We start from the raw sequence: 21,867 nt of genomic DNA, 5'->3' as shown, positions 1-21,867 counted from the left end.
AGCGTGGAAACGATCTCTATCCTCAGCAAGCACACATTTTACTGCTTGTCGGCGGCCGCCAGCTCAGTGCGGCACCCGGCAAACATATCCAGGCTTGGGTTGTAGACCTGGGTGTCGACTTTCAACAAGCCGAGCATTGAATGAAAGAGGTTGTCCTGGCTCAACGGCGCATTGCGCTGTTTGGCCAGGCACTCCGGGCTGACCGCAAAAGACTTCTGGTAGGTATCGGACAACCAGATAAGCATCGGTACATGCTTTTGCTGATCAGGAGCCAGCACATACGGTGTGCCGTGCAAGAACAAGTTGTACTCGCCAAGCGACTCGCCATGGTCCGACAGGTACACCATAGCAGTGTCGACCTTGTTTTGATTGCTGCGCAACAGATCAATCAACGTGGCCAGTACGTGATCGGTATACAGCAGTGTGTTGTCGTAGGCATTGACGATGCTGTCCCGGCTGCAATTGTTCAAGGCATTGCTTTCACACACCGGCGTAAACTTTTCAAACTCTTTAGGGTAACGCTTGAAGTATTCAGGGCCATGGCTGCCCATCTGGTGCAGAACCAGAACAGTGTCCTTGTCGAGGCTATCGATAAACCCCTGCAGGTTTTGCAACAGTATTTCATCGCGGCATTCGTGGCTGTTGCACAGCAGCGGGTCCTTGAGATTACTGACATCCTGGAAGGTCACTCGATCACAGGCCCCTTTACAGCCCGCCTGATTATCACGCCACACCACTTCTATACCGGCACGTTTCAGGACATCCAGCAAACCTTCCTGATTACGGGCCTTGGTTGCGTTGTAGTTCTTGCGACCCATGTTGGAGAACATGCACGGCACCGACACTGCGGTTTCGGTGCCGCACGAGTAAACATCGGTAAACGCCACCAACCCGCTCTCCTTGTTGAGGTTCGGCGTGGTGTCGCGGCCATAGCCAAGAATCCCGAAGTTTTCGGCACGGGCACTTTCGCCCACCACCAGCACGGTCAACGACTTGCGGGCATGCGTGGCCCAGTCCGCCGACCGCTTGGCGTCCTCGCCAATCTTGACGAACGGGCGCTGTGCGGAGATCACCTGCTCGCTCAGGTAGCCGATCGAGGCACCGATGTAATTGCTTGGCACGACCATCAGGCGCAATTCGTGATGGTTGCGGAACAACGAGGACAAGCCTTGATAATTCGCCAGTGCAACGCCGCCTATCGCCACGCAACAGACCACGCCCACCACCAGCTTGCTGAACAGTTCCAGGTGCCAGCGACGGTAGCTGATCGGCAGTTTCCATAGAATCAGCGATGGCAGTACACCCAACAGAACGATATACAACGCCAGTTTAAAAGACAGTAGCCCCTGCACTTCCGTCACGTTGGTTTCGGCGAAGTTTCGGAACATCCCGGCGTCAATCATGACACCGTACTCGGTCATGAAATACACCACCCCGGCGCTGATCATAAACAGAGCGATCACCACAGGTTTAAACACACGACGAAATGCCAACAGCGTCAGAACGATATTGAATACGCAGAAAATCATCAGCCCGAATGCAAAGCGCATGGCCAGGCCTTTGGCATCGGAGCTGGTAATCGCGAAAAGATGCTGCCACAGATTTATATTGAAACCCAGTAACAGAAAGGCACTGGCAAGTAAGGTAACAACCTCTGGACGAACAGTTCTGGGTGTCGGCATCGTGGTCTGCTTATCGAATTAATATGCATCGGGCATTCAGGAGTCAGATAACTCCCCGATGGCGCGCACTCTAGGCAGCGCTGCATCAATTTTATGTGAAAAAGGTGAGAGGATCGGGTTGAATGAAGCTTATTTCACCGTGAAGCAATACGCGCCTATGAACGTTCAATAACCCCGCCAATACAGCGTCTGCGCAAGCAGGCTCGCGCAGACGCTGTCACTCTGGAAGCGCTCGATCAGACCGAACGACGGCGATAGGCACGATAGCCCGGCAGCCAGAAATTACGTTCGATGGCTTCAAGCAGTGCCTCTTCGGAGGTTTCCAGTGCCAAGCCTTCAGCCTGGGCCTCCTTGGCGACAGCCAGCGCAATTTTGCGGCTCACCTGCTGGATCTCCTTGAGCGGCGGCAACACCGCATCGCCCTGCCCGGTGACCATCGGCGAACACTCGGCCAGCGCATTGGACGCCGCCATCAGCATGCGGTCGGTGATGCGCGACGCTTTGCAGGCCACCACGCCAAGGCCGATGCCTGGAAAGATATAGGAGTTGTTGCACTGAGCGATGTGCACGGTGCGACCGTTGATCTCCACCGGCGCGAACGGACTGCCGGTAGCAACCAGCGCATTGCCATCCGTCCAGCGCAGGATTTCTTCCGGGGTGGCTTCTACCTTGGAAGTCGGATTGGATAGCGGCATTACCAGTGGTTTGGCGCAATGCTTGTGCAGTTCGCGAATGACTTGTTCGGTGAACAGACCACGCTGCCCGGACACGCCAATCAACACCGTAGCCCCGGCGTTCGTCACCACGTCGAGCAACTGCGGGAAGGCTTCTGTGCCAGCAGTCCAGCCAGACACATCGGCGGTCTTTTGCGCCAGACGCTTCTGGAAATCGAGCAGGTTGTCCATGCTCTCGGTCAGCAGGCCGAAGCGATCAACCATGAAGATACGTTTGCGCGCTTCGCTTTCACTCAGGCCTTCAATGCGCATCGCTGCGATGATGTGCTCGGCAATACCGCAGCCCGCCGAACCGGCACCGACAAACACCACTTTCTGCTGGCCAAGGGTTTCATTCTTGGCCTTGCAGGCCGCCAGCAATGTACCCACGGCAACCGACGCAGTGCCCTGTATGTCATCGTTGAAGCAGCACAGCTCATCCCGATACTTCTCAAGCAACGGCATGGCATTGGACTGGGCAAAATCTTCGAACTGCAACAACACGTCGGGCCAGCGACGCTGTACGGCATCAATGAACAAGGCGATAAAGTCTTCGTATTCCTTGCCCGATACCCGCTCGTGACGCCAGCCCATGTACATCGGGTCATCCAGCAACTCACGGTTATTGGTGCCAACATCCAGTACGATCGGCAGCGTGTACGCCGGACTGATCCCGCCACAAGCGGTGTACAGCGACAGTTTGCCAATCGGAATGCCCATGCCGCCAATGCCCTGGTCGCCCAGACCGAGAATTCGCTCGCTGTCGGTCACGACAATGATTTTAATCCGGTCCTTGGTGGCGCTACGCAGAATGTCATCGATGCGGTCGCGCTCGGGGTAGGAAATGAACAGGCCACGGTGCGTGCGGTAGATCTTGGAGAATTCCTGACACGCCTGACCCACCGTCGGGGTGTAGATGATCGGCAGCATCTCGTCCAGATGCGAGTCCAGCAGGCGGAAAAACAGGGTTTCGTTGTTGTCCTGGATCGAACGCAGGTAGATATGCTTGTCCAGATCGCTCGCGCACTGTTTGTACTGGCTGTAGACCCGGGTGACTTGCTCTTCGATGGTCTCTACGTTCTGCGGCAGCAGCCCGATCAGATTGAATTCGACCCGCTCTTGCGGGGTGAAGGCACTGCCTTTGTTCAGCAGGGGCATTTCCAGCAGTGCGGGTCCTGCATAGGAAATGTACAAAGGTCGCGAAGTCTTGGTCATTTTCTCTAATCGCCTTTTTCGTCTACTCATTAATTCTTTACGTCGACCGGGGCGGGCAGCCTGGCTCGTTTCTTGTTATTTTTTCTTGTCGCCAGTTCTCTATCAGGCCATGCCGAAAACCATTCGGCGTGTAAGGTCAGGGCGAACATATTACCCGGCTAAAGGCCCATTGCGACATTTTGTCGCGCAAAGAATGGCTAAGTGACGCTACTACCGGCGCAGCTTTCCACACCAGCGGGTGCACATAGCACGCTGGAGACCATCATCAGAATGGATGAGAACGCCCCGACGAAAGCCGGGGCCTTAAAAGGTCAGGACACGTCTGGTTTTTCAGCGATGAGCCCGATAGTGAAACCGTCCACCGCCGAGATCCTGCCGCGCCACAACACACCTGCGTCGCAAATCGGATTACCGTCAGTGGAATAGGTCCGGCAATCCTTCAAGTGAATGAAATGGAATGCTGGCGTGTCTTCGGAAGACTCTCCCGGCTTGAAGGACAGAATCATTTCTTTCATCGTCGCGTCAGTGCCATTTGCAAACGAACTGAACGGCGCCGAAATATCGTCAGCCAACTGCTCAAAATAGGTGTCGTGAGAAATCAGGTGCCCGGAAACCAGATTCCCGCCCACCGACAGCGTCACGCCCATCTCCACCTTGGTGTTCGCGACAAACTTGACCAGCCATTGCAGCAACCAGTCGATCTGCTTGCCCTGCCACTTGAACTGGGCAATCACATCATCATGGCTCTGACTGGGAGAGGGTTGCGACTTTTGTACCTGATCTACGTCCGACATCTGATAGCTCCTCGCCTCACAAAACGTTGAACCCAAGGTATAGATCAGAAAGGGCTAAAGGGGAAACCGGGAGGAGTGAATAGTTTGTGATGGGGCAAGAAGGCCCAGCGGTGTAGCAAGCGCACGGGCATCAGCCAGGTCCGGTTACAAACGCGATGCAACCTCCGCCAGCTCAGGAAATGAGCGGGGCTTTGCCTGGGCCATGGCAGGCTGAGCTAATCTCTGCGTCGAGTCTGCCGCCACGAATGTTTGAGAACAGCCTTCGCGCTGGCTGTCACTGGGCTTGTTTACCGAAAGGCGGGACTACCGGATCGTTATTTCAGGCAATAAAAAACCCGTAGCTGAATCAGCTACGGGTCTTTATTTGTATGGCGGATAGATAGTCCTACTGAATGCCACTCAACGGCATCCAACCCCGTTTCGTAACCCGGCCGGCGATATGCAGTGGTGAGTCAGACCAAGCCACAGGGACTTGGAAGTTCGCACTGATTCTTCGCTGGGCCGCTGCGCAGCGGTAAGCGGGCTGCGGCGGTCATGAGCTAGATCCAGTCGGCACACATGAACGGGCATGATCCGTACGCGTATCTCAAGGATGTGCTGACTCGGCTGCAGACGCAGAAGGCCATTGAGATCGAGCAGCTGCTGCCGCATCAGTGGATAACTGGCTGATCTGCGCAAGGCGTATTCCCCGTACGTTTACAATGGTTGCGCCCGGTTGCAGGCATTCTTGAACCACCTGGGCTTTGAACGTTTTTGGATAAGAGCTTAGTTGGCGCATGAAAATCCTGGCGATAAGGGCGATCGCGTCCGCTTAAAAATACGCGGACACCATCGCCATTAATGCTGGAGTTCGGTAGGTGTGTTCACCGGGCACTTACTCCTCATCGTGTTGCCGGACGCCTCACCGATCGCAGATGTCTTACGACACGCTAGCCTCGATCAGGACGCCCCAAGCAGATAGCTACTCTCGAATCTTCAGGAGGCCTTCCTCATTGACCAAACGACCAGAGGCGACGGCCTGCTCGACCACCGCCGCCACACGCTCTCGTACCGAGGCCGAGATAGCTCGGATACCCATGGCGCGCGCAACGCGTTCGATGACCTGATCGCGATTCGCGCCAAAGTTACGCGCTACGACGATGACTATGGCCTCTGCAAGTTCTTCCTCAGGTAGGTACTCCGCCCGGCGGAGCGCCAGTGAAGATACCTGCGAACGATCGCGTGGAACAACAGGTGCGCTGGCCATGGCGAGCCAGGAGCCGTCCCGAACCACGGAATTCTGGCGGACAGCCACATCGATTGCCCTTTCGACGGCGTCCTGAATGCGACTTCCAGCTCGCTTGACGCCCCAAGCGTCACGGACACGGGACACGACCTCATCGGTATGCACGGGCCCTTCGATGCGCACAACATCAACCGCTATCTCGGTAAGAATGCCTGTCGGAGTCTCGTGGATTTCTTCCGAACGACGTGTTGGCCGCTGTGGACTCGCTTCGACATACGGTTCGAAGGTGAAATCACCGTCTTCAGCCCTCACTTCCCGTTCGATGGCGGCTGCAGCGACAGCCTGCTCAACTGAAAGGACTTCCTCGGCTACGCGCTCGTCGAACGCAGCACCCGCTGCATCGATATGCCGGCAGACAAGGTCGAGCTGTTCTTGGGGACGCTGGAACCAATCGGTGCTCCAGATGCGGTGGAGGTTCCAGCCATGATCAAGCAGAACCTGCTGGCGGAGGCGGTCACGGTCCCGGGCGGACTGAGCGCTGTGGTACGACGCGCCATCGCATTCGATGCCCAAGAGGAAGCGACCTGGGCGCTCCGGATCAGTCACCGCAAGGTCGATGTAGAACCCGGCCAGGCCCACCTGACGCTGGACACTGTATCCCCGAGCCTCGAGCGCTGCTGCAACCTGCTCTTCGAAGATGGAATCGAAGTCCCGTCCCGTGACGGCCGCCGTGTCGAGCTTCCCCGTGCGGGCATAGCGGAGAAAGATGCGGAACGCCTCGATCCCTTTGCGGCTGGCGGAAAATGCGGGATCGATGTCCTCATCGGTGATCGAGGAGAACACCTCGCATCGCTGCTTGGCACGGCTGATCAGCACGTTGAGCCGGCGCTCGCCGCCCTCGTTGTTGAGAGGCCCGAAACGCATGGGTACCTTGCCGCCCGGTACGGTCGGTCCATAGCCAACCGAGATGAAGATGACATCCCGCTCGTCACCCTGAACGTTTTCAAGGTTCTTGATGAAGAACGGCTCACTGTTGCGGCGGTTGAAGAAGGCCTCCACCTCCGCTGGCAAACCACGGCGCAGCACTTCAAGCTCGTCGAAGATGGCGCGGCTTTGCGATGCGGAGAACGCTGCCACACCCAAGGACAGCTTCGGGTGCAGTCGGGCGTGCTGGACGATGGCCTCAGCGACTACCTTGGCCTCCGGCCCGTTGACGCTCTTGACCGGTGAACCGAAGACGCCATCCCGAACAGGGTGGAAGCGCAGGCCCCGCCCACCCTCCTGAGTCCAGGGACTGGGCACGATGAACAGCTTGTTTTCATAGAACTGGCGGTTGCTGACCGCAATGAGCGACTGGTGGCGGCTACGGTAATGCCAGCGGAGCATGCGCATGGGCAGGCCGCGTGCGGTAAACAGGCCAAGGATGCTTTCAACATCGCCGACCTTCGTTGGCTCATCCTCGTCGATGTCTTCATCGCCACTGGTGAGCTTGGCAAAGAAACTGGTTGGCGGTAGCTGACGAGGGTCACCGACCACAACTACCTGCTTGGCGCGAGCCACCGCACCGAGGGCGTCGACCGGCTGGATCTGGCTCGCTTCGTCCATCACGAGCAGGTCGAACTCCAGTGCGCCCGGCGGCAGGAACTGCGCGACCGACAACGGGCTCATCATGAAGACCGGCTTCAGGGCGGTGAGCGCAGGGGCCGCGCGTTCGACCAGCTTTCGCAAGGCCATGTGACCCTTCTTCTTCTGAATTTCCCCCCGAAGCACCCCGAGTGGGCCAATCGAACCACTGTCCCTTCGAGGAACATTCTGGTGGTGAGCCTGAACGACTTCGCCTGCCGCCGCTGCGATGCGCTGGCGGTCAAGGTCGGCGAACTCGCGGACGATATGGCCGTGGGCGACGCCATCGAAGCGGCCCAGAGCCGGTTCAGCCTTCAGCACCCGACGGTATTGCCCTTCAAAATAAGCGAACTCGAACGCAGCGACCGCGCTCGTCGTCGATAGCCGTCCATCGGCAAGTCTGGCGACGACATCCGCGCAACCGTCGCGAATGGCTCGTGCAGCACGATCGCGATAGGCCAGCCACCGGTGCAGTTCTTCCTGTTCGGTAACCCAGCGTGATAGCCGTGCTGCCAGGGAATCCAAATGCACCTCATAGATCCGCGGCGCAGCGACACTGGCTGACAGATCGAGTGCAAGCTCATCTGCAATGGAGTGGAAGGCCGTGGCGAGATGCGCGGCCTGCTCGTCAAGAGCCTCGGCGCGAGGAATGAGCGCCTCACGCTCGCTGACTCGACCGGCCAGCGCGCGGATGTCTCCGTTGACTTTCAGCCAACCAGCGGCTGTCGAGAGGGCGTCCCAATCACTGTCAAGCCCTCGCCACGCGGAGCCGAACAGCGCGTGGCCGAGGCTATGCCCATCTCGTACGCCCTGGCGCTCCTCGCGTCCCGCGTCCAGCCTTTCAAAAATGGCACAGGCTGATGCTGCGCTGGTGGGGGGCTGAATCAGGAAGCGGCTGGCCGTCGACCAGGCGTTCGTGTGGCGGACGGCGAGCTGCAACAACGACTCGAGGTCGAGTTGTTCAGGCGCGGTGGCGTCACCGAACACCTGCGTTGCCTGTGCAAGAAAATCGGTATGGACGCCGGATAGGTCGGGAGCGACCTGGGAGAGCAAAAGGCTTACGTGCTTCGAACGCTGGGCGACATCATCCTTCTCAGGACCGCGGGAAGCGATGAGGCGGGGTTCTGCCCCGAGACCGCGCAGGGACCGCATCCATTCAACCAGAGCCACCAGCGGCGCGGAAGCCGAGCGATCGCCTTGCCAGTCTTCAGCGAAGGCAGCCTTGCCGAAGCTGTCTTCATCGCGCAGCACGCGCCGCGCTTCCTGACCGCGGATCAGGGTATCGAGAGAAGCCAGGGTCACCGGGAGAGGTTGGGCGGGCTGAACCAGGACCGAGCGCATGAGCTTGTTGGCTGCACGCCAGTCGCCACTGAGGAAGCGGAACAGGCTCGTGCCCTTGGCCGCGAGCGCGGCGCGGGCGGGCCCTACGTCGATATCCCAGGCGAGCTCGTGGAGCTGACCTGCCAGTGACGTACGAACTCCTTCGAGGTCGGCAGCGGTCTGGGCGATCTGCCCGGCCCGCTCTACGCCGCCGTCCCATAGCTCGGAAGCGAACGTTTCGGGGCTTGCCGGTGGCGCATTTGCAACCCGCTCGCCGATCTTGGCGAGGCGGGCAAATTCCCCAGCGGTCGGCGTGCATTCGCGGCCCAGTGCGTGAGCGAGACCGCGGCCCGCCTGCAATAACGCCGGGATAGCGTCGCGGACGGCGCAGAGGCGGCGAACAGCGTCCGCATCGAAGTCACCAGGGCATTCGGTGAGCGCCTGCTGCACTTCGTGAGTGTCCTCGTCCCACGCCTCGACATTGATTTCGCTCGACAGCGACTGGCGCAAGGCGGCATAGCGATGACCCAACGCCAGCAATGTATCGACCGCCGATACGTTCGACCAACCGTCATCTGCCATGGCGTCGGCATCAAGCACAGGCGCCACACTGATGCGCCGGGCAAGTGCGCTGACAGCGGCCAGTTCGTCGAGCCTGGACGGAGGCTGGGCTTCCAGCAAACTGGCAGTAGCATTCATGTACTGCCGGGCGTCCTCGAGCTGGCCGCGCAGCGTTTCGATACGGGCGACGAGACGCTCACGATCGGTGGGCAGCATCGCTTCGATGCCCACTCCGGTAAAGGCGTGGTCGTCGGGTCTGCCGATGATCTCGATCCGTGTGACCAAGTCATTCAGAAGCGCATGACGCCGTTCGAAACCATCCGCCCCCCAAGCTTCGATCCCCTCCAGAACGACATCATTGGGCATCACCCCCGCTTGCCGCAGGCGTGCGAGATGGCCCATGACCTGGAAAGAGGACAGACTGGATGCTGGGTCGACGGCATGCAGCCGGGCCACATGGCCGTTCAACTCGTCCCGCGCTTCGGTCAGGCGAGCAATCAGGCTTCCCGTGGGAGCTGGCTTCGGGGCTCCGAGATCCCAGGTGCGTCGCAGCTCATCGAGTACCGCGCGCTTATTGGCCTTGTTGCTATGGAGTTCCAGGCACGCATCGCCCACGCCCTTTTCGTCAAGGCGCCGTTTTACCACCTCCAGAGCAGCCATCTTCTCGGCCACGAACAGGACCGTTTTGCCGTCCTTGATAGCCGACGCAATGATATTGGCGATCGTCTGGCTCTTGCCGGTGCCAGGAGGGCCCTGGATGACCATGTCGCGACCGCGACGCACCTCATGGATGGCAATGGCTTGCGAACTGTCACAATCGAGGATGTGGAGCATGTCCGCCGGCGGGATGACCGGATCGATGTTGGCACTCTCGTCGAGCATTCCCTCTCCACCCGGGAAGCCGTCTGAGAGCAGGCCCTTAATAAGTGCGCGATCGACGAGTGTGCTGCCCTTGGGCCACACGGCAGGGTCGAGGTCTCTGTACATCAGGAATTTGGCAAACGAAAAGAACCCGACGGTCATCTCATCCGGCAGCACTTCCCACTGGGGCTTGTCCGCCACCGCAGCCGCGACCTCTGCAAAATAGGTATCGATGTCGAAGCTGTCGCTGGCTTCGAAGGCGGGCATACGAAGCTTGTGGATGCGGTCCAGGTACGCTTCCAACGACAGGTTGGATGCGACATCTTCAGCGCGGGCCTTGAGTCGGAATTTCTCGCCCGCCGTTCCGCGATTCAACTCGACCGGAATTAAGATCAGGGGCGCATGGCGAACGTTGGCCGCATTGTTCGGATCGATCCACTTGAGGGCGCCAAGGGAGGCAAAGAGGACGTTGACGCCCTGCTCTTCCTCGAGTGTCTTTGAGTTCAGGTAGAGCTCGAGCAGATGCTTTTGCAGACCCTTGCCCGTGAGGCGAGTCTGGAGTTTCGTGTCGCTGTGACGGGTGAGCACGCCCCTCTCGTCGACGCTGTCGTCGGGTTGGGCAAGCTGGTCGATTTCATCGGAGTCTTTGGCCGGCTTTGCATCGTCGGCTGCCGAATCATTATCGGACTCATCAGTTGCCGCCTTGCCGGCCAGGAAGGTAAACGCTTTTCCCTCCCGAACGAGGAGGCGATAGACCTCGGATGTCTTCTCATCGACGACCGCAATCGCCGAGGTACGGCTCGATCGCGGCATATTAAGGAGTCGATTTCGCGCTGAGAGGTCAAGCAACTGCGTGCGCGCGTGCTCGAGTTTCTCGGCGTTGGGAAGCGCGCTCTGGAAAATCGACGCATCCATGGGCGAGTCGGGCGTCGCTGCTTCTATCTTACTGTCCATTGTCATGTCCCTAGCGGAACATCTCCGCCGAACGGGCCCTTCATTGGGCGATTAGTCTATTTTCGCATCTCTGGCGGACATACGCCGGCTGCCGATAAGGGCAGGAGCCACGTTGCGACCAGCAATCCCCTTCCAACATCGAAACTGCGTGCGCCTGTTCTAGATAGCATCCATACATATTAATCCACTGGAAGGCACTTCAAGTACGGTGTTTTGATGTCGAGCAATCAATTTATGTAGAGGGCACGATAGGTATGTCCTTACCAATTTTGTACATTTCCCCTGTCACACCTTCCATAGGCTTCTGTGCTCTGTCCTCGGTGTGCCCTTGCCGGCCTTTTCGCACAACCCGCCAAAACCAGGGACGCCTATGCGTGACTATGGTTCTCCTCATCCTCGCTGTGTCGTGACTCGGTGCTATCACCCCCAGGTAGAGCTTGATGACTTGATCGACCTAGCCCTCTTCGTCTTCAACTTATTTAGCCGGGTCATAGGCCGAACCTACCTTATTCGGATCCGCATGGGAACAACTGCGTATCCAACCAGGCCTTGAGGTAGCCGATCTCTTTCAGTGCTGTTGAAATGGTCCCGCGGATGCCGTGGCCAGTCAGATTATACTCGTAATCCATTCGCTTCAATCTGCGTTGAAGGTGTTCCCGCTGATGCTTTTTTTGAGTTCGCTTGTAGTGGTCAACTAATCCCGGACACGACGTTAAGTTTTTTCTCGGCCTGAGCCGGGGCCAATCCGTTGTTGAATTGGTGCGGTCTAATCCAGTTGTACCGATGCATCAGGTAATGACTGATGTCGCGGTGCGCTTCTTGAGCTGTCATGTAGCCCACGGTCGGTATCCATTCAGTTTTCAAGCTGCGAAACACGCGCTCCATCGGCGCATTATCCCAACAGTTTCCACGACGGCTCATGCTTTGGCGCATACGGTAACGCCAGAGCCGTTGGCGAAACTGGCGACTGCCATATTGCGAGCCCTGATTCGAGTGAAACAGCAGCCCTTGAGGCCTGCCACGCTGTTCGTAAGCCATATCCAACGCCTTGATGACAAGATCCGCATCCGGCTTGTTTGACAGCGCCCAACCCACAATTCGGCGTGCGTAGAGATCCAGAACGACAGCCAGGTAATGCCATTTCCCTTGAGCCCAGATGTAGGTGATGTCGCCACACCAGATTTGATTCGGCGCCGGCACATCAAACTCTCGATTCAAGATGTTCGGAGTGTCAGGCCGCTCAACCGTCGCTTGTTTGTAGGCATGTGATCCAGGTTGTTTGCTAACCAACTCCAGTTCCCGCATCAGGCCACGCACCTTGAACCGCCCGATTTGCTCACCGTCTTCCTGCATCATCGACACGATGCTGCAGCTACCGGTGGCGCTTCGACTTTGCGTAAACAGTTCGTTGACCCGACTGCGCAACCGAAGCCGCTCAACGTCCGGAGTTCGGTGCCTGAGGCGGTGGGAGTAGTAACACGAGCGAGTAATGTCAAAGACTGTGCAAAGCCAATCGACCGGCTCTTGTGCGCTCAGTTGATCAATCAGCGCGTGCGCTCGTGCTCTTCCGACATCAAGAGCGCGGTAGCCTTTTTTAAAATGGATTTCTCCCGTTCAAGGCGAGCGATTCGAGTTTCCAATTCCTGGATTTTCTGCTGCTCAGGCGTCAGCGCCTTACTCTGAGGAGTAACGCCGTTGCGCTCCTGCTGGAGTTGATTAACCCAGCGACGCAACGCGGACTTGACCACCCCAAGCGAGCGGCTGGCTTCGATATGGCTATAGCCTTGATCGAGCACGAGGCCTGCGGCCTCGCGTTTGAATTCAGCTGAAAAGGAACGACGTTGTTTGGTCATCAGACACATCTATCTGGCGAGCATTCTCGCCTAAATGGGTGTCCGGAATCATTGGACCACTACACTCTGCTCCTGTGTTAAGGATTTCTTTCCCCACGCCCCTATCACCACGCAAGCGATCAACGTGGATTCTGAAACGGTTACAGCGAATTACAGTGCAATTTCAGACTAGATAACGGAGGTAGAGGGGGCCAAAGGACCAGATCTGCTATTCGATAGCAGGAATAGCTGCTACTAGAGTGAGAGATGCACTGGCCGGGATGCGCCGGCTTCGTCTATTCGATTCCACAAAATTTGAGATCTATATAGCTCAGGTGAATCCACAGCTGAGTTCTGTTAAATGTCAGCCAAATGCCCCACCTGCAGCAGCCTGGGGCTTGCTGAACGCCGTCACCGAGTACGTGGATCACGAGAGGCGTGCCCGATCGGTAGACTACCGCTTGGACTCGGCCTGGTTCGGCCCAGGCGCAGGAATCAAACAGCGTGCGTTGGATGCTGCGCTTGAGCTCGTTGCCTGAACGTTCAGGCGCATACATGGGATGCCCTCAGGTCATCCCATATTTCTTTTTTAGGTACAAAGGAGTTCATAATGTTGAAGCTAGCGCTGGGCTGCGCCGTTGCGGCATTAGCCCTGATACTCAGCACGGCAAAAGTTATCGTCGCTGCAGAGCTCAGCCTGCTTACGGTAAGCTTGCTTGCGGCAGCATTGGGATTGGTGGTCCTGGCCGCCAGGGCTGCCGGTGAACCGAACAGCGGTCATACAGCCGCTTAGTCCCAATAGAGGCGCACGACTGCAATGGGGGACATATGGGGAAACAACTGACGCTAAAAACCTAAAAGCCCCGCAAAGCGGGGCTTTTAGGACGCATAATGGCGGAGAGATAGGGATTCGAACCCTAGGTACCGGTGAAGGTACAACGGATTTCGAATCCGTCCCATTCGGCCACTCTGGCATCTCTCCAACGGCGCGCATCATAACAGTATCAGCGCAGAAGGCGAAGCCCTTCTGCTGTTTTTTTTCGTGCTATCAAGCGCTTGCGTGTTTTTTCCGCTTACAGCGGCACGCCCAGACGGTTTGCGACTTCTTCGTAAGCTTCGATGACGTCGCCCAGCCCCTGGCGGAAGCGGTCCTTGTCCATTTTCTTGCGAGTGTCCTTGTCCCAGAGGCGGCAGCCGTCCGGGCTGAATTCGTCGCCGAGAACGATTTCACCGTGGAATACGCCGAATTCGAGCTTGAAGTCGACCAGCAGCAGGCCAGCGTCGTCGAACAGTTTGGTCAGGACTTCATTGACCTTGATCGACAGCTCTTTCATGCGGACCAGTTGCTCGGCAGTGCCCCAGCCGAACGCCACTACGTGGGACTCGTTGATGAACGGGTCGCCCTTGGCGTCGTCCTTGAGGAACAGTTCGAAGGTGTACGGATTGAGCTTGGTACCCTCTTCGATGCCCAGCCGTTTGACCAGGCTGCCGGCAGCGTAGTTACGCACGACGCATTCGACCGGAATCATGTCGAGCTTCTTGACCAGGCACTCGTTGTCGCCCAGCAGCTTGTCGAACTGGGTTGGAACGCCCGCTTCTTCAAGCTTTTGCATGATGAAGGCGTTGAACTTGTTGTTCACCATGCCTTTACGGTCCAGTTGTTCGATGCGCTTGCCGTCGAACGCCGAAGTGTCGTTACGGAACAGCAGGATCAAGCGGTCAGCGTCGTCGGTCTTGTAAACCGATTTGGCTTTGCCGCGGTAGAGTTCTTCACGTTTTTCCATGATGGGCTCCGCTTGCTAAGTAGTTGGGCTAGGCGATATGTCGCCAGTCGAGCCCTGAATCTTGATCGGCCAATTGCAGCCAGTCCGGGTCGCACCCAAGGGTGTCGACAAAACATTGCCGGGCCAGATGCGGCAGGTTGTTCTTGCTGCTCAGATGCGCCAGCACCAAGTGCTGAAGGTCCTGCCATCCCAGCTCGCTCACCAGGCTGGCGGCCTGATGGTTGTTCAAATGACCTGTTTCACAGCCAACGCGCTGCTTGAGAAAGACCGGATACTGGCCTCGGGCAAGCATGTCGCGACAGTGATTGGCCTCGATCATCAAGGCATCCAGGCCTTGATAACGCTGCAATACGTTGGAGCAGTAAGAGCCCAGGTCGGTCAGCAGACCGAAGCGGCGCTTGCCGTCATTGAAGACAAACTGCGTCGGTTCAAGCGCATCATGAGCGACAGACACCACATCGATGCCCAGTGCGCCCACCTGCAAGCTCTCCCCGCCCGCCAGCAAACCGGCGACTTCAACCGGTTTGCGCATACCGCGCAAGGTACCACTGCTGAGGTAGACCGGCACATTGTAGCGCCGCGACAGCAAACCCACGCCATGCACATGATCGGCATGCTCGTGGGTTACCAGAATCGCACTCAACTGGCTTGCAGCGACGCCCAGACGCGCCAGGCGGCGCTCGGTTTCCCGCAGGGAGAAACCGCAATCGACCAGTACGTACGTATCGTTGCTTGCGACCAGCGTGCCGTTGCCACGACTGCCGCTGCCGAGAACCGCGAAACGCACTTAACCCAGGTTGTCTTGAATAACGCTCAACACCCGACGCGCGATATCCGCAGGCGCAACGGTGTTGATGTTCTTCTCGACGGTCACTTGAACGTTGTCACCCACCTTGCTCAGGCGAACCTGATAACGCTCGGCACGGGCATCGATCTCTTCCTTGCTCGACTTGCTGCCAAACAGGCGACCGAAGAAACCAGGCTCGTTTTCAGGCGTTTTGGCCTTTTCGGCCAGGTTGATGTAGTACAGACCCAGGCTGCGGTTGATGTCCTCGACGCGCCAGTCACCCTGATCCAGCGCGCGGCCGACACTCGACCACGCACGGTCGAGATCGGCACCGAGGTTCAACACCGGGTTGCCGCTACCGTCTTCGCTCAAGGCAACACGGCTCGGGGTGTCATAGTCACGCGCTGCCAGCAGGGAAATCGAACCGCCCTTTTCAGCGTTGCGGCCCATGCTGGCCAGCAGATCGTCGGTCAGTGCTGCATCAAGGCCCAGGTTGGTGGTACGCGTCGGGAAGGCCACGTCGGCAGTGCTGCCGGCAGGACGCTCGACGCTGACCACGTAGACTTCACTGGTATTGCGCTGCACGCCCGGTTCGATACGAACCCGCACGCGGGTTTCAGCGTCGGCTGAAACGCCAGCGGCGCTCAGGCGCTTGGCCACCGAAGCGGACAGCTCATCGAGGCGCTGCCACGAGGAGCTGAATTCGCCGGTCTGCGGACGCTCTTCAGCGATACGGAAACCGTTGTCTTCGAAATACTGATGAGCCACCGGCCAGACTTCGGCTGGCTGACGCTGAGCCAGAATCCAGCGCGCATCGCCGCTTTTCTGCAGGCTGAAATCGCTCGACTCGGAAGTCGTGCCCAGCGGCAGAGGGCGAGGGACCGTGTATTCGCCTTCCTTCTGGGTGCTGTCAGCCACATTGCGCGGGATTGGCAGCAACGGGTCCAGGCGCTTGACGCCGGACACATCGGCAGGCACCTGCATGGGTGGGGTCTGGGTGGCCTGGAGATAATCGCTACCGCGATCACGGAAGTAACCATCTTCGCCCCAGAGCCAACCGCAACCGCTGGTGCTGGAGATAATAAGAGCAAGTGCGGAAAGTCCGGCCAATCGCTTCATTGCGTGATACTTCCTCAATTAAACCAGGACGCCGGACTGGCGCAGGGCCTGACGCAGCGGTTCGTGACAGGCTTCGCTGAGCCAGGTAAGCGGCAGACGGATACCGGCTGGCATCTTACCCATTTCATGCAAGGCCCACTTCACGGGGATAGGGTTGGATTCGATAAACAGGGTGTTGTTGAGCGGCATGAGCTTTTCGTGAATCGCCCGCGCCGTCTCGGCATCGCCACGCATGGCCGCTGCGCACAGATCGCTCATGAGGCGCGGTGCAACGTTGGCGGTGACGGAAATATTGCCCTTGCCGCCCAGCAGCATCAATTCGACTGCAGTAGCGTCGTCACCGGAGTACACCAGAAAATCACTGCTGACACTGGCCAGAATGTCCTGGGCGCGCTGCAGGTTGCCGGTGGCTTCCTTGATGCCGATGATGTTTCTGACCGTGGAAAGACGCGCAACAGTCTCTGGCAACATGTCGCAGGCAGAACGGCCCGGCACGTTGTAGAGGATCTGCGGAATGTCTACGGCATTGGCGATGTGGCTGAAATGCTGAAACAGGCCTTCTTGCGTCGGCTTGTTGTAATAAGGCGTTACCAGCAGGCACGCATCGGCGCCAGCGGTCTTGGCGTTGGTGGTCAGCTCGACGGCTTCGCGCGTCGAATTGGCGCCTGTACCGGCGATGACCGGAATACGTCCTGCAACCTGAGCAACCACACGGCGGATGACCTCGATGTGTTCGCTCACATCCAGCGTCGCCGATTCACCGGTGGTGCCTACGGCAACAATGGCGTTGGTGCCCTCTTGCAAGTGGAAGTCAACCAGTTTGCTCAGGCTGTCCCAGTCCAGACGACCTTGTGCATCCATTGGTGTGACCAGTGCCACCATACTGCCCGCAATCATGCAACCGCTCCTGCCGGAAAAAGAGAGCCGTAATGGTACTGGCGCTATCAGCCTTGTACAAGCGAAGTACCGCGCTCTGAGCATTCCCCTGAGCGATGGTTTTCGCTACCCTTCGTCCTTTGATCGGTACTGGTCACCTGCGCACCTCGCTCAATCGGTCGAATTTGTCGCCAGAAGCCCTGCCCCAGTGCACTCCAGCCCCGTCATGGTCCTTCCATGCAAGGCAGGCGCTCCGGGACCCGGGAAGGTATCTTGCGCCATCGATTGTCGAAACAGCCCCGCAAGTCCGAAAAAGTACCGACCGCTCATCGTCTAGGAATGCTGCATGTCGTCCACCCCCACAGTTCGCGAACAATTCCTTGTCATCAGTGCCCTTGGCGCAAACCCCATGGAGCTGACCAACGTCCTGTGCCGCGCCAGCCATGAAAACCGCTGCTCGGTCGTCACCTCGCGCCTTACTCGCCACGGTGAGTGCAGTGCGCTTATTCTTCAGGTATCAGGCAGCTGGGACGCTCTGGCGCGCCTTGAAACCGGCCTGTCGAGCCTCTCCAAAAAGCATGCGTTCACCACCAGCGTGGTGCGCAGCGCTACCCTGGAGAATCGCCCGGAAGCCCTGCCCTACGTGGCTTACGTCAGCTCGGCGTACCGCCCGGACATCATCAATGAGCTGTGCCAGTTCTTCATTGACCATAACGTCGAGCTGGAAAATCTGATTTGTGACACGTATCAGGCTCCGCAGACCGGTGGCACCATGCTTAATGCCACATTCACGGTGACACTGCCTGCAGGCACACAGATCAGTTGGCTGCGCGATCAATTCCTCGATTTCGCCGACGCGCTGAATCTCGACGCACTGATCGAACCCTGGCGCCCACAAGCCCCAATGTAAGGAGTTCCCATGACCGTCACAGTAGATCAACCGGTTCCCGACTTTCAGGCACCCGCGACCAGCGGACAGACCGTAGAGCTGTCTGCGCTCAAGGGGCAGCAGGTCGTGATTTATTTTTACCCGAAAGACAACACGCCCGGCTGCACCACGCAGGGTCAGGACTTTCGTGACCATATTGCGCAGTTTCAGGCAGCCAACACGGTTGTGCTCGGTGTTTCCCGAGACAGCCTGAAGACCCATGAAAACTTCAAGGCCAAGCAGTCTTTCCCGTTCGAGCTGATTTCGGACAAGGACGAAGCCGTCTGCCAGTTGTTCGACGTCATCAAGCTCAAGAAGCTCTATGGCAAGGAATACCTGGGCGTGGACCGCAGCACCTTCCTGATCGACAAGGAAGGCGTACTGCGTCAGGAATGGCGCGGCGTGAAAGTGCCTGGCCATGTAGCTGAAGTATTGGCGCAGGCCGAGGCCCTGAACAAAGGCTGATCCGCGTGCCCCGCTGCGGCGCGCAAGGTGCCGCAGCGATTCAGCCCTGCTGTCGCGGCTATCGCGTCAAAGCAACGGTGCTACCGTCGGCTCATTGCGCGGCCAGGCATCGAGGACGGCCTTGAACAGCGTGGCCAGCGGAATCGCAAAGAAGATCCCCCAGAACCCCCACAACCCGCCGAACAGCAGCACGGCGCAGATGATTGCGACCGGGTGCAGATTGACGGCCTCGGAAAACAGCAACGGCACCAGAACGTTGCCATCCAGCGCCTGAATAATGCCGTGGGCAATCATCAGATAGATAAACTGATCACCCCAGCCCCACTGGAACAGTCCGATCAACGCCACCGGCACTGTGACCACCACCGCGCCGACATAAGGCACGACCACCGATATGCCGACCAGCATTGCCAGCAGCGCTGCGTAATTGAGCCCGAGTGCGGCGAAAGCGATGTAGGTCACACCACCACAGATAAAAATCTCGATGACCTTGCCGCGAATATAATTGGCAATCTGCCGCTTCATCTCCTCCGCCACCCGGTTGATCAACGCACGCTCGCGAGGCAGATAGCCGCGTGCCCAGCGGCCGATCATGTGCCGGTCCTTGAGGAAGAAGAACACCAGAATCGGCACCAGTACCAGGTAGATCATCAGGTTGACCAGCAATGGCAGACTGGAGATCGAGAAGGTCAGCGCCAATTGACCGAGCTTGCCCACTTCACCACGGGCGACTTCGATCGCCAGCAACACTTGCTCGTCGGAAACCAGATGCGGGTAGCGCTCTGGCAGCAGCAACAGCACGGATTGCCATTTGGCGAGCATACCCGGGGCTTCGTTGAACAAAGTGATCAACTGGTGCCAGAGCAGGGGCACCAATACCAACAGGAACACCAGCAATACGCCGATGAACAGGGTGAAGACCAGACCGACGGCGGCCATTTCGGGCATGCGCAGGCGCTCCAGGGCACTGACCAGCCCGTGCATCAAAAACGCCAGCACCAGACCGGCGAGGACCGGCGCCAGCATGCCGCCCAGCGTCAGGACAAGGGTGAACGCCAGAAACAGCAAAACCGCCAGGACCACCGCCTCTTCGTCAGAGAAGTAGCGTTGCACCCAATTGCGAAGCACATTGAACATCAAACATCCTTTTCAAAAAAACGGCGGTGGCGGTTCAAGCCTTGCGCAGCCAGTAAAGATAAGTGCCGGCATCGACCTCTTCATGCAGCAACTCATGCCCGGAAAGTCTGGCAAAGGTTCGAAAATCCCGCTGCGATCCGGCGTCAGTCGCGATCACCTTCAGCACCGCGCCGCTGGCCAGACGATTGAGCTCCATCTTGGCTTTCAGCAGAGGCAATGGACAGTTGAGACCGCTGGCATCCAGTTCGGCGTCACACACCTCGGGGCGCACTACAGCGTCAGACATCGTTTCTCTCCAGGCGGACACATCGAATTACAAACCATGTCCGAAAAGGCATGGCGGATAAGGCGGCAAGAATACCTCACTCTGGTCAGCACGCCATTGAGCCAGCTACAGTACAGGTTCTTCTGACCAGAGCTTCGTGCATGAATTTTTTGCGTCCTACACTGCTCACCCTCGCTTGCCTGTTCGCTACGCACGGCATGGCTGATGACCTGCCTTCACTTGGCGACGCCAGCTCCTCGATTGTCTCCCCCGAACAGGAACACCGTTTGGGTCGAGCATGGCTGGGGTTGCTGCGTGGCCAGGTCGCGCAACTGTCAGACCCGCAACTCAAGGACTACGTCGAGACCTCGGTGTATCGCCTTGCCGAGACCAGCCAGGTTCAGGACCGTCGCCTTGAATTTATCCTGATCAACAGCCCGCAACTCAACGCCTTTGCCGCACCCGGCGGGATCATCGGTGTCAACGGCGGCCTGTTCCTAAATGCCCAGACCGAGGGCGAATACGCGTCGGTGCTGGCCCACGAACTGGCTCACTTGTCGCAACGCCACTTCGCCAGAGGCATGGAGGCCCAGCAACGCATGCAGGTGCCGGTAATGGCCGCGATGCTGGCGGGTATTGTCATGGCTGCCGCAGGTGCCGGTGATGCCGGTATCGCAACCATCGCCGGCTCACAGGCGGCTGCAATCCAGGAGCAACGTCGCTTTTCGCGTCAGAACGAGCAGGAAGCCGACCGTATCGGCATTCTCAATCTGGAGAAGGCCGGTTATGACCCGCGCAACATGCCCACCATGTTCGAGCGGCTCATGCGTCAGTATCGGTTTGACGCAAGGCCACCGGAGTTTCTGCTGACTCACCCGGTGAGCGAATCGCGGATCGCTGACACACGCAACCGCGCCGAGCAGGCCAAGCCTGGGGGCAAGGAAGATAGCCTGCTGTATCAACTGATGCGCGCCCGCGTTGCGTTGATATACGAAGAAACACCTGGTATCGCCGCCAAGCGTTTTCGTGCGCAACTGGTTGAAAACCCGAAATCCGATCCGGCTCGCTATGGTCTGGCCATCGCACAGATCAAGGGTGGGCAACTGAACGAAGCCAGAGAAACCCTCAAGCCATTAATCGAAAAAGCGCCAAATGACATCACCTACAATCTGACGCAGATCGACCTGGATATCACCAATAACCGCTTGGCCGATGCCCAGCAACGGGTCGATCGCATGCTGACGCTGTACCCAGGCAGCTACCCGCTCAATGACGTGCGCATTGACGTGCTGCTCAAGCAGAACCGAACCGCCGAAGCCGAAAAAAGCCTTGAAGCGCTGCTCAAGACCCGCCCGGATGATCCCGACATCTGGTACGTCGTGGCGGAAACCCGTGGCCTGAATGGCAACACCATCGGCCTGCATCAGGCGCGTGCCGAATATTTCGCACTGGTCGGCGATTTCCGTCAGGCGATCCAGCAGCTGGACTTTGCCAAACGCCGCGCGGCAAACAACTTTCAGCTAGCGTCGCGCATCGATGCACGGCAAAAGGATCTGATTGAACAAGAGCGGATGGTCAAGGACATGATGAACTGATGTCTGTCTAGTCCTGAAATAGGTTTACACCTGTTTCACGCTCAAAACGCCCGATGCACCGCATCGGGCGTTTTGTATTTCAGGGATAAGTGTGGCCGCTCCCTATTGTAGATCTGCACCGATTCATCCAC

16 protein-coding genes, 1 tRNA gene and 3 pseudogenes are annotated in these 21,867 nt (G+C 58.2%); 6 read left to right on the top strand and 14 right to left on the bottom strand.

All coding sequences use genetic code 11. The features are described 5' to 3' along the window. Positions 1-38: 38 nt before the first annotated feature. The 3 genes from RGM3321_RS12725 to gvpU form a co-directional block, all read right to left on the bottom strand. Positions 39-1,682, bottom strand: coding sequence for a phosphoethanolamine--lipid A transferase (locus tag RGM3321_RS12725; protein WP_244393325.1), 1,644 nt, complete (start codon positions 1,680-1,682; stop codon positions 39-41). Positions 1,683-1,918: 236 nt separating this feature from the next. Then, positions 1,919-3,610 (bottom strand): NAD-dependent malic enzyme, encoded by a 1,692-nt coding sequence (locus tag RGM3321_RS12720; protein WP_244393324.1) that lies wholly within the window; start codon positions 3,608-3,610, stop codon positions 1,919-1,921. 311 nt (positions 3,611-3,921) lie between these two features. Continuing rightward, positions 3,922-4,404, bottom strand: coding sequence for a gas vesicle accessory protein GvpU (gene gvpU / locus RGM3321_RS12715; RefSeq protein WP_244393323.1), 483 nt, complete (start codon positions 4,402-4,404; stop codon positions 3,922-3,924). A 492-nt stretch (positions 4,405-4,896) separates the two neighbouring features. On the opposite strand from gvpU, the pseudogene RGM3321_RS12710 reads away from it, so the two are divergent. Then, positions 4,897-5,073: pseudogene (locus RGM3321_RS12710) on the top strand (transposase domain-containing protein); the annotation flags it as partial. 292 nt (positions 5,074-5,365) lie between these two features. On the opposite strand, the gene RGM3321_RS12705 reads toward RGM3321_RS12710, so the two are convergent. From RGM3321_RS12705 to RGM3321_RS12695, 3 genes and pseudogenes are all read right to left on the bottom strand, one after another. Beyond that, the gene (locus RGM3321_RS12705) at positions 5,366-10,948 is read right to left on the bottom strand and encodes a DUF3320 domain-containing protein (protein ID WP_244393322.1); all 5,583 of its coding nucleotides are present in this window, start codon (positions 10,946-10,948) and stop codon (positions 5,366-5,368) included. Positions 10,949-11,426: 478 nt separating this feature from the next. Then, positions 11,427-11,642: pseudogene (locus RGM3321_RS12700) on the bottom strand (integrase); the annotation flags it as partial. Beyond that, positions 11,639-12,801 (bottom strand): IS3 family transposase gene (locus RGM3321_RS12695; protein ID WP_244393321.1). Its coding sequence is split into 2 segments (ribosomal slippage): positions 11,639-12,546 and positions 12,546-12,801, totalling 1,164 coding nucleotides; the frame shifts between segments, so codons are not numbered across the junction. The pseudogene RGM3321_RS12700 and the gene RGM3321_RS12695, both read right to left, overlap by 4 nt. Positions 12,802-13,169: 368 nt before the next feature. On the opposite strand from RGM3321_RS12695, the pseudogene RGM3321_RS12690 reads away from it, so the two are divergent. Both RGM3321_RS12690 and RGM3321_RS12685 read left to right on the top strand, forming a co-directional pair. Next, a pseudogene (locus RGM3321_RS12690) lies at positions 13,170-13,319 on the top strand (DUF932 domain-containing protein); the annotation flags it as partial. A gap of 71 nt (positions 13,320-13,390) precedes the next feature. Then, on the top strand, positions 13,391-13,573 hold the full coding sequence (locus RGM3321_RS12685) for a hypothetical protein (RefSeq protein WP_244393320.1): 183 nt from the start codon (positions 13,391-13,393) through the stop codon (positions 13,571-13,573). Between the two features lie 99 nt (positions 13,574-13,672). On the opposite strand, the gene RGM3321_RS12680 is transcribed toward RGM3321_RS12685, so the two are convergent. The 5 genes from RGM3321_RS12680 to dapA all read right to left on the bottom strand — a co-directional run bounded on the left by RGM3321_RS12680 (position 13,673) and on the right by dapA (position 17,367). Then, positions 13,673-13,762, bottom strand: a tRNA-Ser gene (locus tag RGM3321_RS12680). 91 nt (positions 13,763-13,853) lie between these two features. Beyond that, positions 13,854-14,564 carry a phosphoribosylaminoimidazolesuccinocarboxamide synthase gene (gene purC / locus RGM3321_RS12675; protein ID WP_244393319.1) on the bottom strand — a complete coding sequence of 237 codons (711 nt, stop codon included), beginning with the start codon at positions 14,562-14,564 and terminating at the stop codon, positions 13,854-13,856. A 28-nt stretch (positions 14,565-14,592) separates the two neighbouring features. After that, positions 14,593-15,351: an MBL fold metallo-hydrolase gene (locus RGM3321_RS12670; protein ID WP_044321071.1), complete on the bottom strand. Its 759-nt coding sequence runs from the start codon at positions 15,349-15,351 to the stop codon at positions 14,593-14,595. Then, positions 15,352-16,470, bottom strand: a complete 1,119-nt coding sequence (bamC, locus tag RGM3321_RS12665) for an outer membrane protein assembly factor BamC (RefSeq protein WP_005732873.1) — start codon at positions 16,468-16,470, stop codon at positions 15,352-15,354. An 18-nt stretch (positions 16,471-16,488) separates the two neighbouring features. Then, positions 16,489-17,367, bottom strand: coding sequence for a 4-hydroxy-tetrahydrodipicolinate synthase (gene dapA, locus RGM3321_RS12660; RefSeq protein WP_244393318.1), 879 nt, complete (start codon positions 17,365-17,367; stop codon positions 16,489-16,491). Positions 17,368-17,692: 325 nt separating this feature from the next. Here dapA and RGM3321_RS12655 point away from each other — a divergent pair, with 325 nt between their 5' ends. Next, a complete protein-coding gene (locus RGM3321_RS12655) occupies positions 17,693-18,256 on the top strand; it encodes a glycine cleavage system protein R (protein ID WP_003317383.1) in 564 nt (187 codons plus the stop codon). A 9-nt stretch (positions 18,257-18,265) separates the two neighbouring features. Continuing rightward, positions 18,266-18,739: a peroxiredoxin gene (locus RGM3321_RS12650; RefSeq protein ID WP_002552589.1), complete on the top strand. Its 474-nt coding sequence runs from the start codon at positions 18,266-18,268 to the stop codon at positions 18,737-18,739. Between the two features lie 66 nt (positions 18,740-18,805). Here RGM3321_RS12650 and RGM3321_RS12645 read toward each other — a convergent pair whose 3' ends face one another. Further along, on the bottom strand, positions 18,806-19,876 hold the full coding sequence (locus tag RGM3321_RS12645; protein WP_244393317.1) for an AI-2E family transporter: 1,071 nt from the start codon (positions 19,874-19,876) through the stop codon (positions 18,806-18,808). A 34-nt stretch (positions 19,877-19,910) separates the two neighbouring features. Continuing rightward, positions 19,911-20,162 (bottom strand): sulfurtransferase TusA family protein, encoded by a 252-nt coding sequence (locus RGM3321_RS12640; RefSeq protein ID WP_002552587.1) that lies wholly within the window; start codon positions 20,160-20,162, stop codon positions 19,911-19,913. Positions 20,163-20,302: 140 nt separating this feature from the next. On the opposite strand from RGM3321_RS12640, the gene RGM3321_RS12635 reads away from it, so the two are divergent. Continuing rightward, entirely contained in the window at positions 20,303-21,736 is a 1,434-nt protein-coding gene (locus RGM3321_RS12635; RefSeq protein WP_002552586.1) for a M48 family metalloprotease, read from the top strand. A gap of 41 nt (positions 21,737-21,777) precedes the next feature. Here RGM3321_RS12635 and RGM3321_RS12630 read toward each other — a convergent pair. Next, positions 21,778-21,867, bottom strand: a 90-nt coding sequence (locus RGM3321_RS12630) for an integrase core domain-containing protein (protein ID WP_146226174.1), incomplete at its 5' end; no start/stop codon positions are given.

The organism is Pseudomonas sp. RGM 3321, assembly GCF_022836805.1.
Taxonomy (GTDB): domain Bacteria; phylum Pseudomonadota; class Gammaproteobacteria; order Pseudomonadales; family Pseudomonadaceae; genus Aquipseudomonas.
Note: the sequence above shows the minus strand (reverse complement) of the source record. Positions and strands in the feature narration are given on the sequence as shown.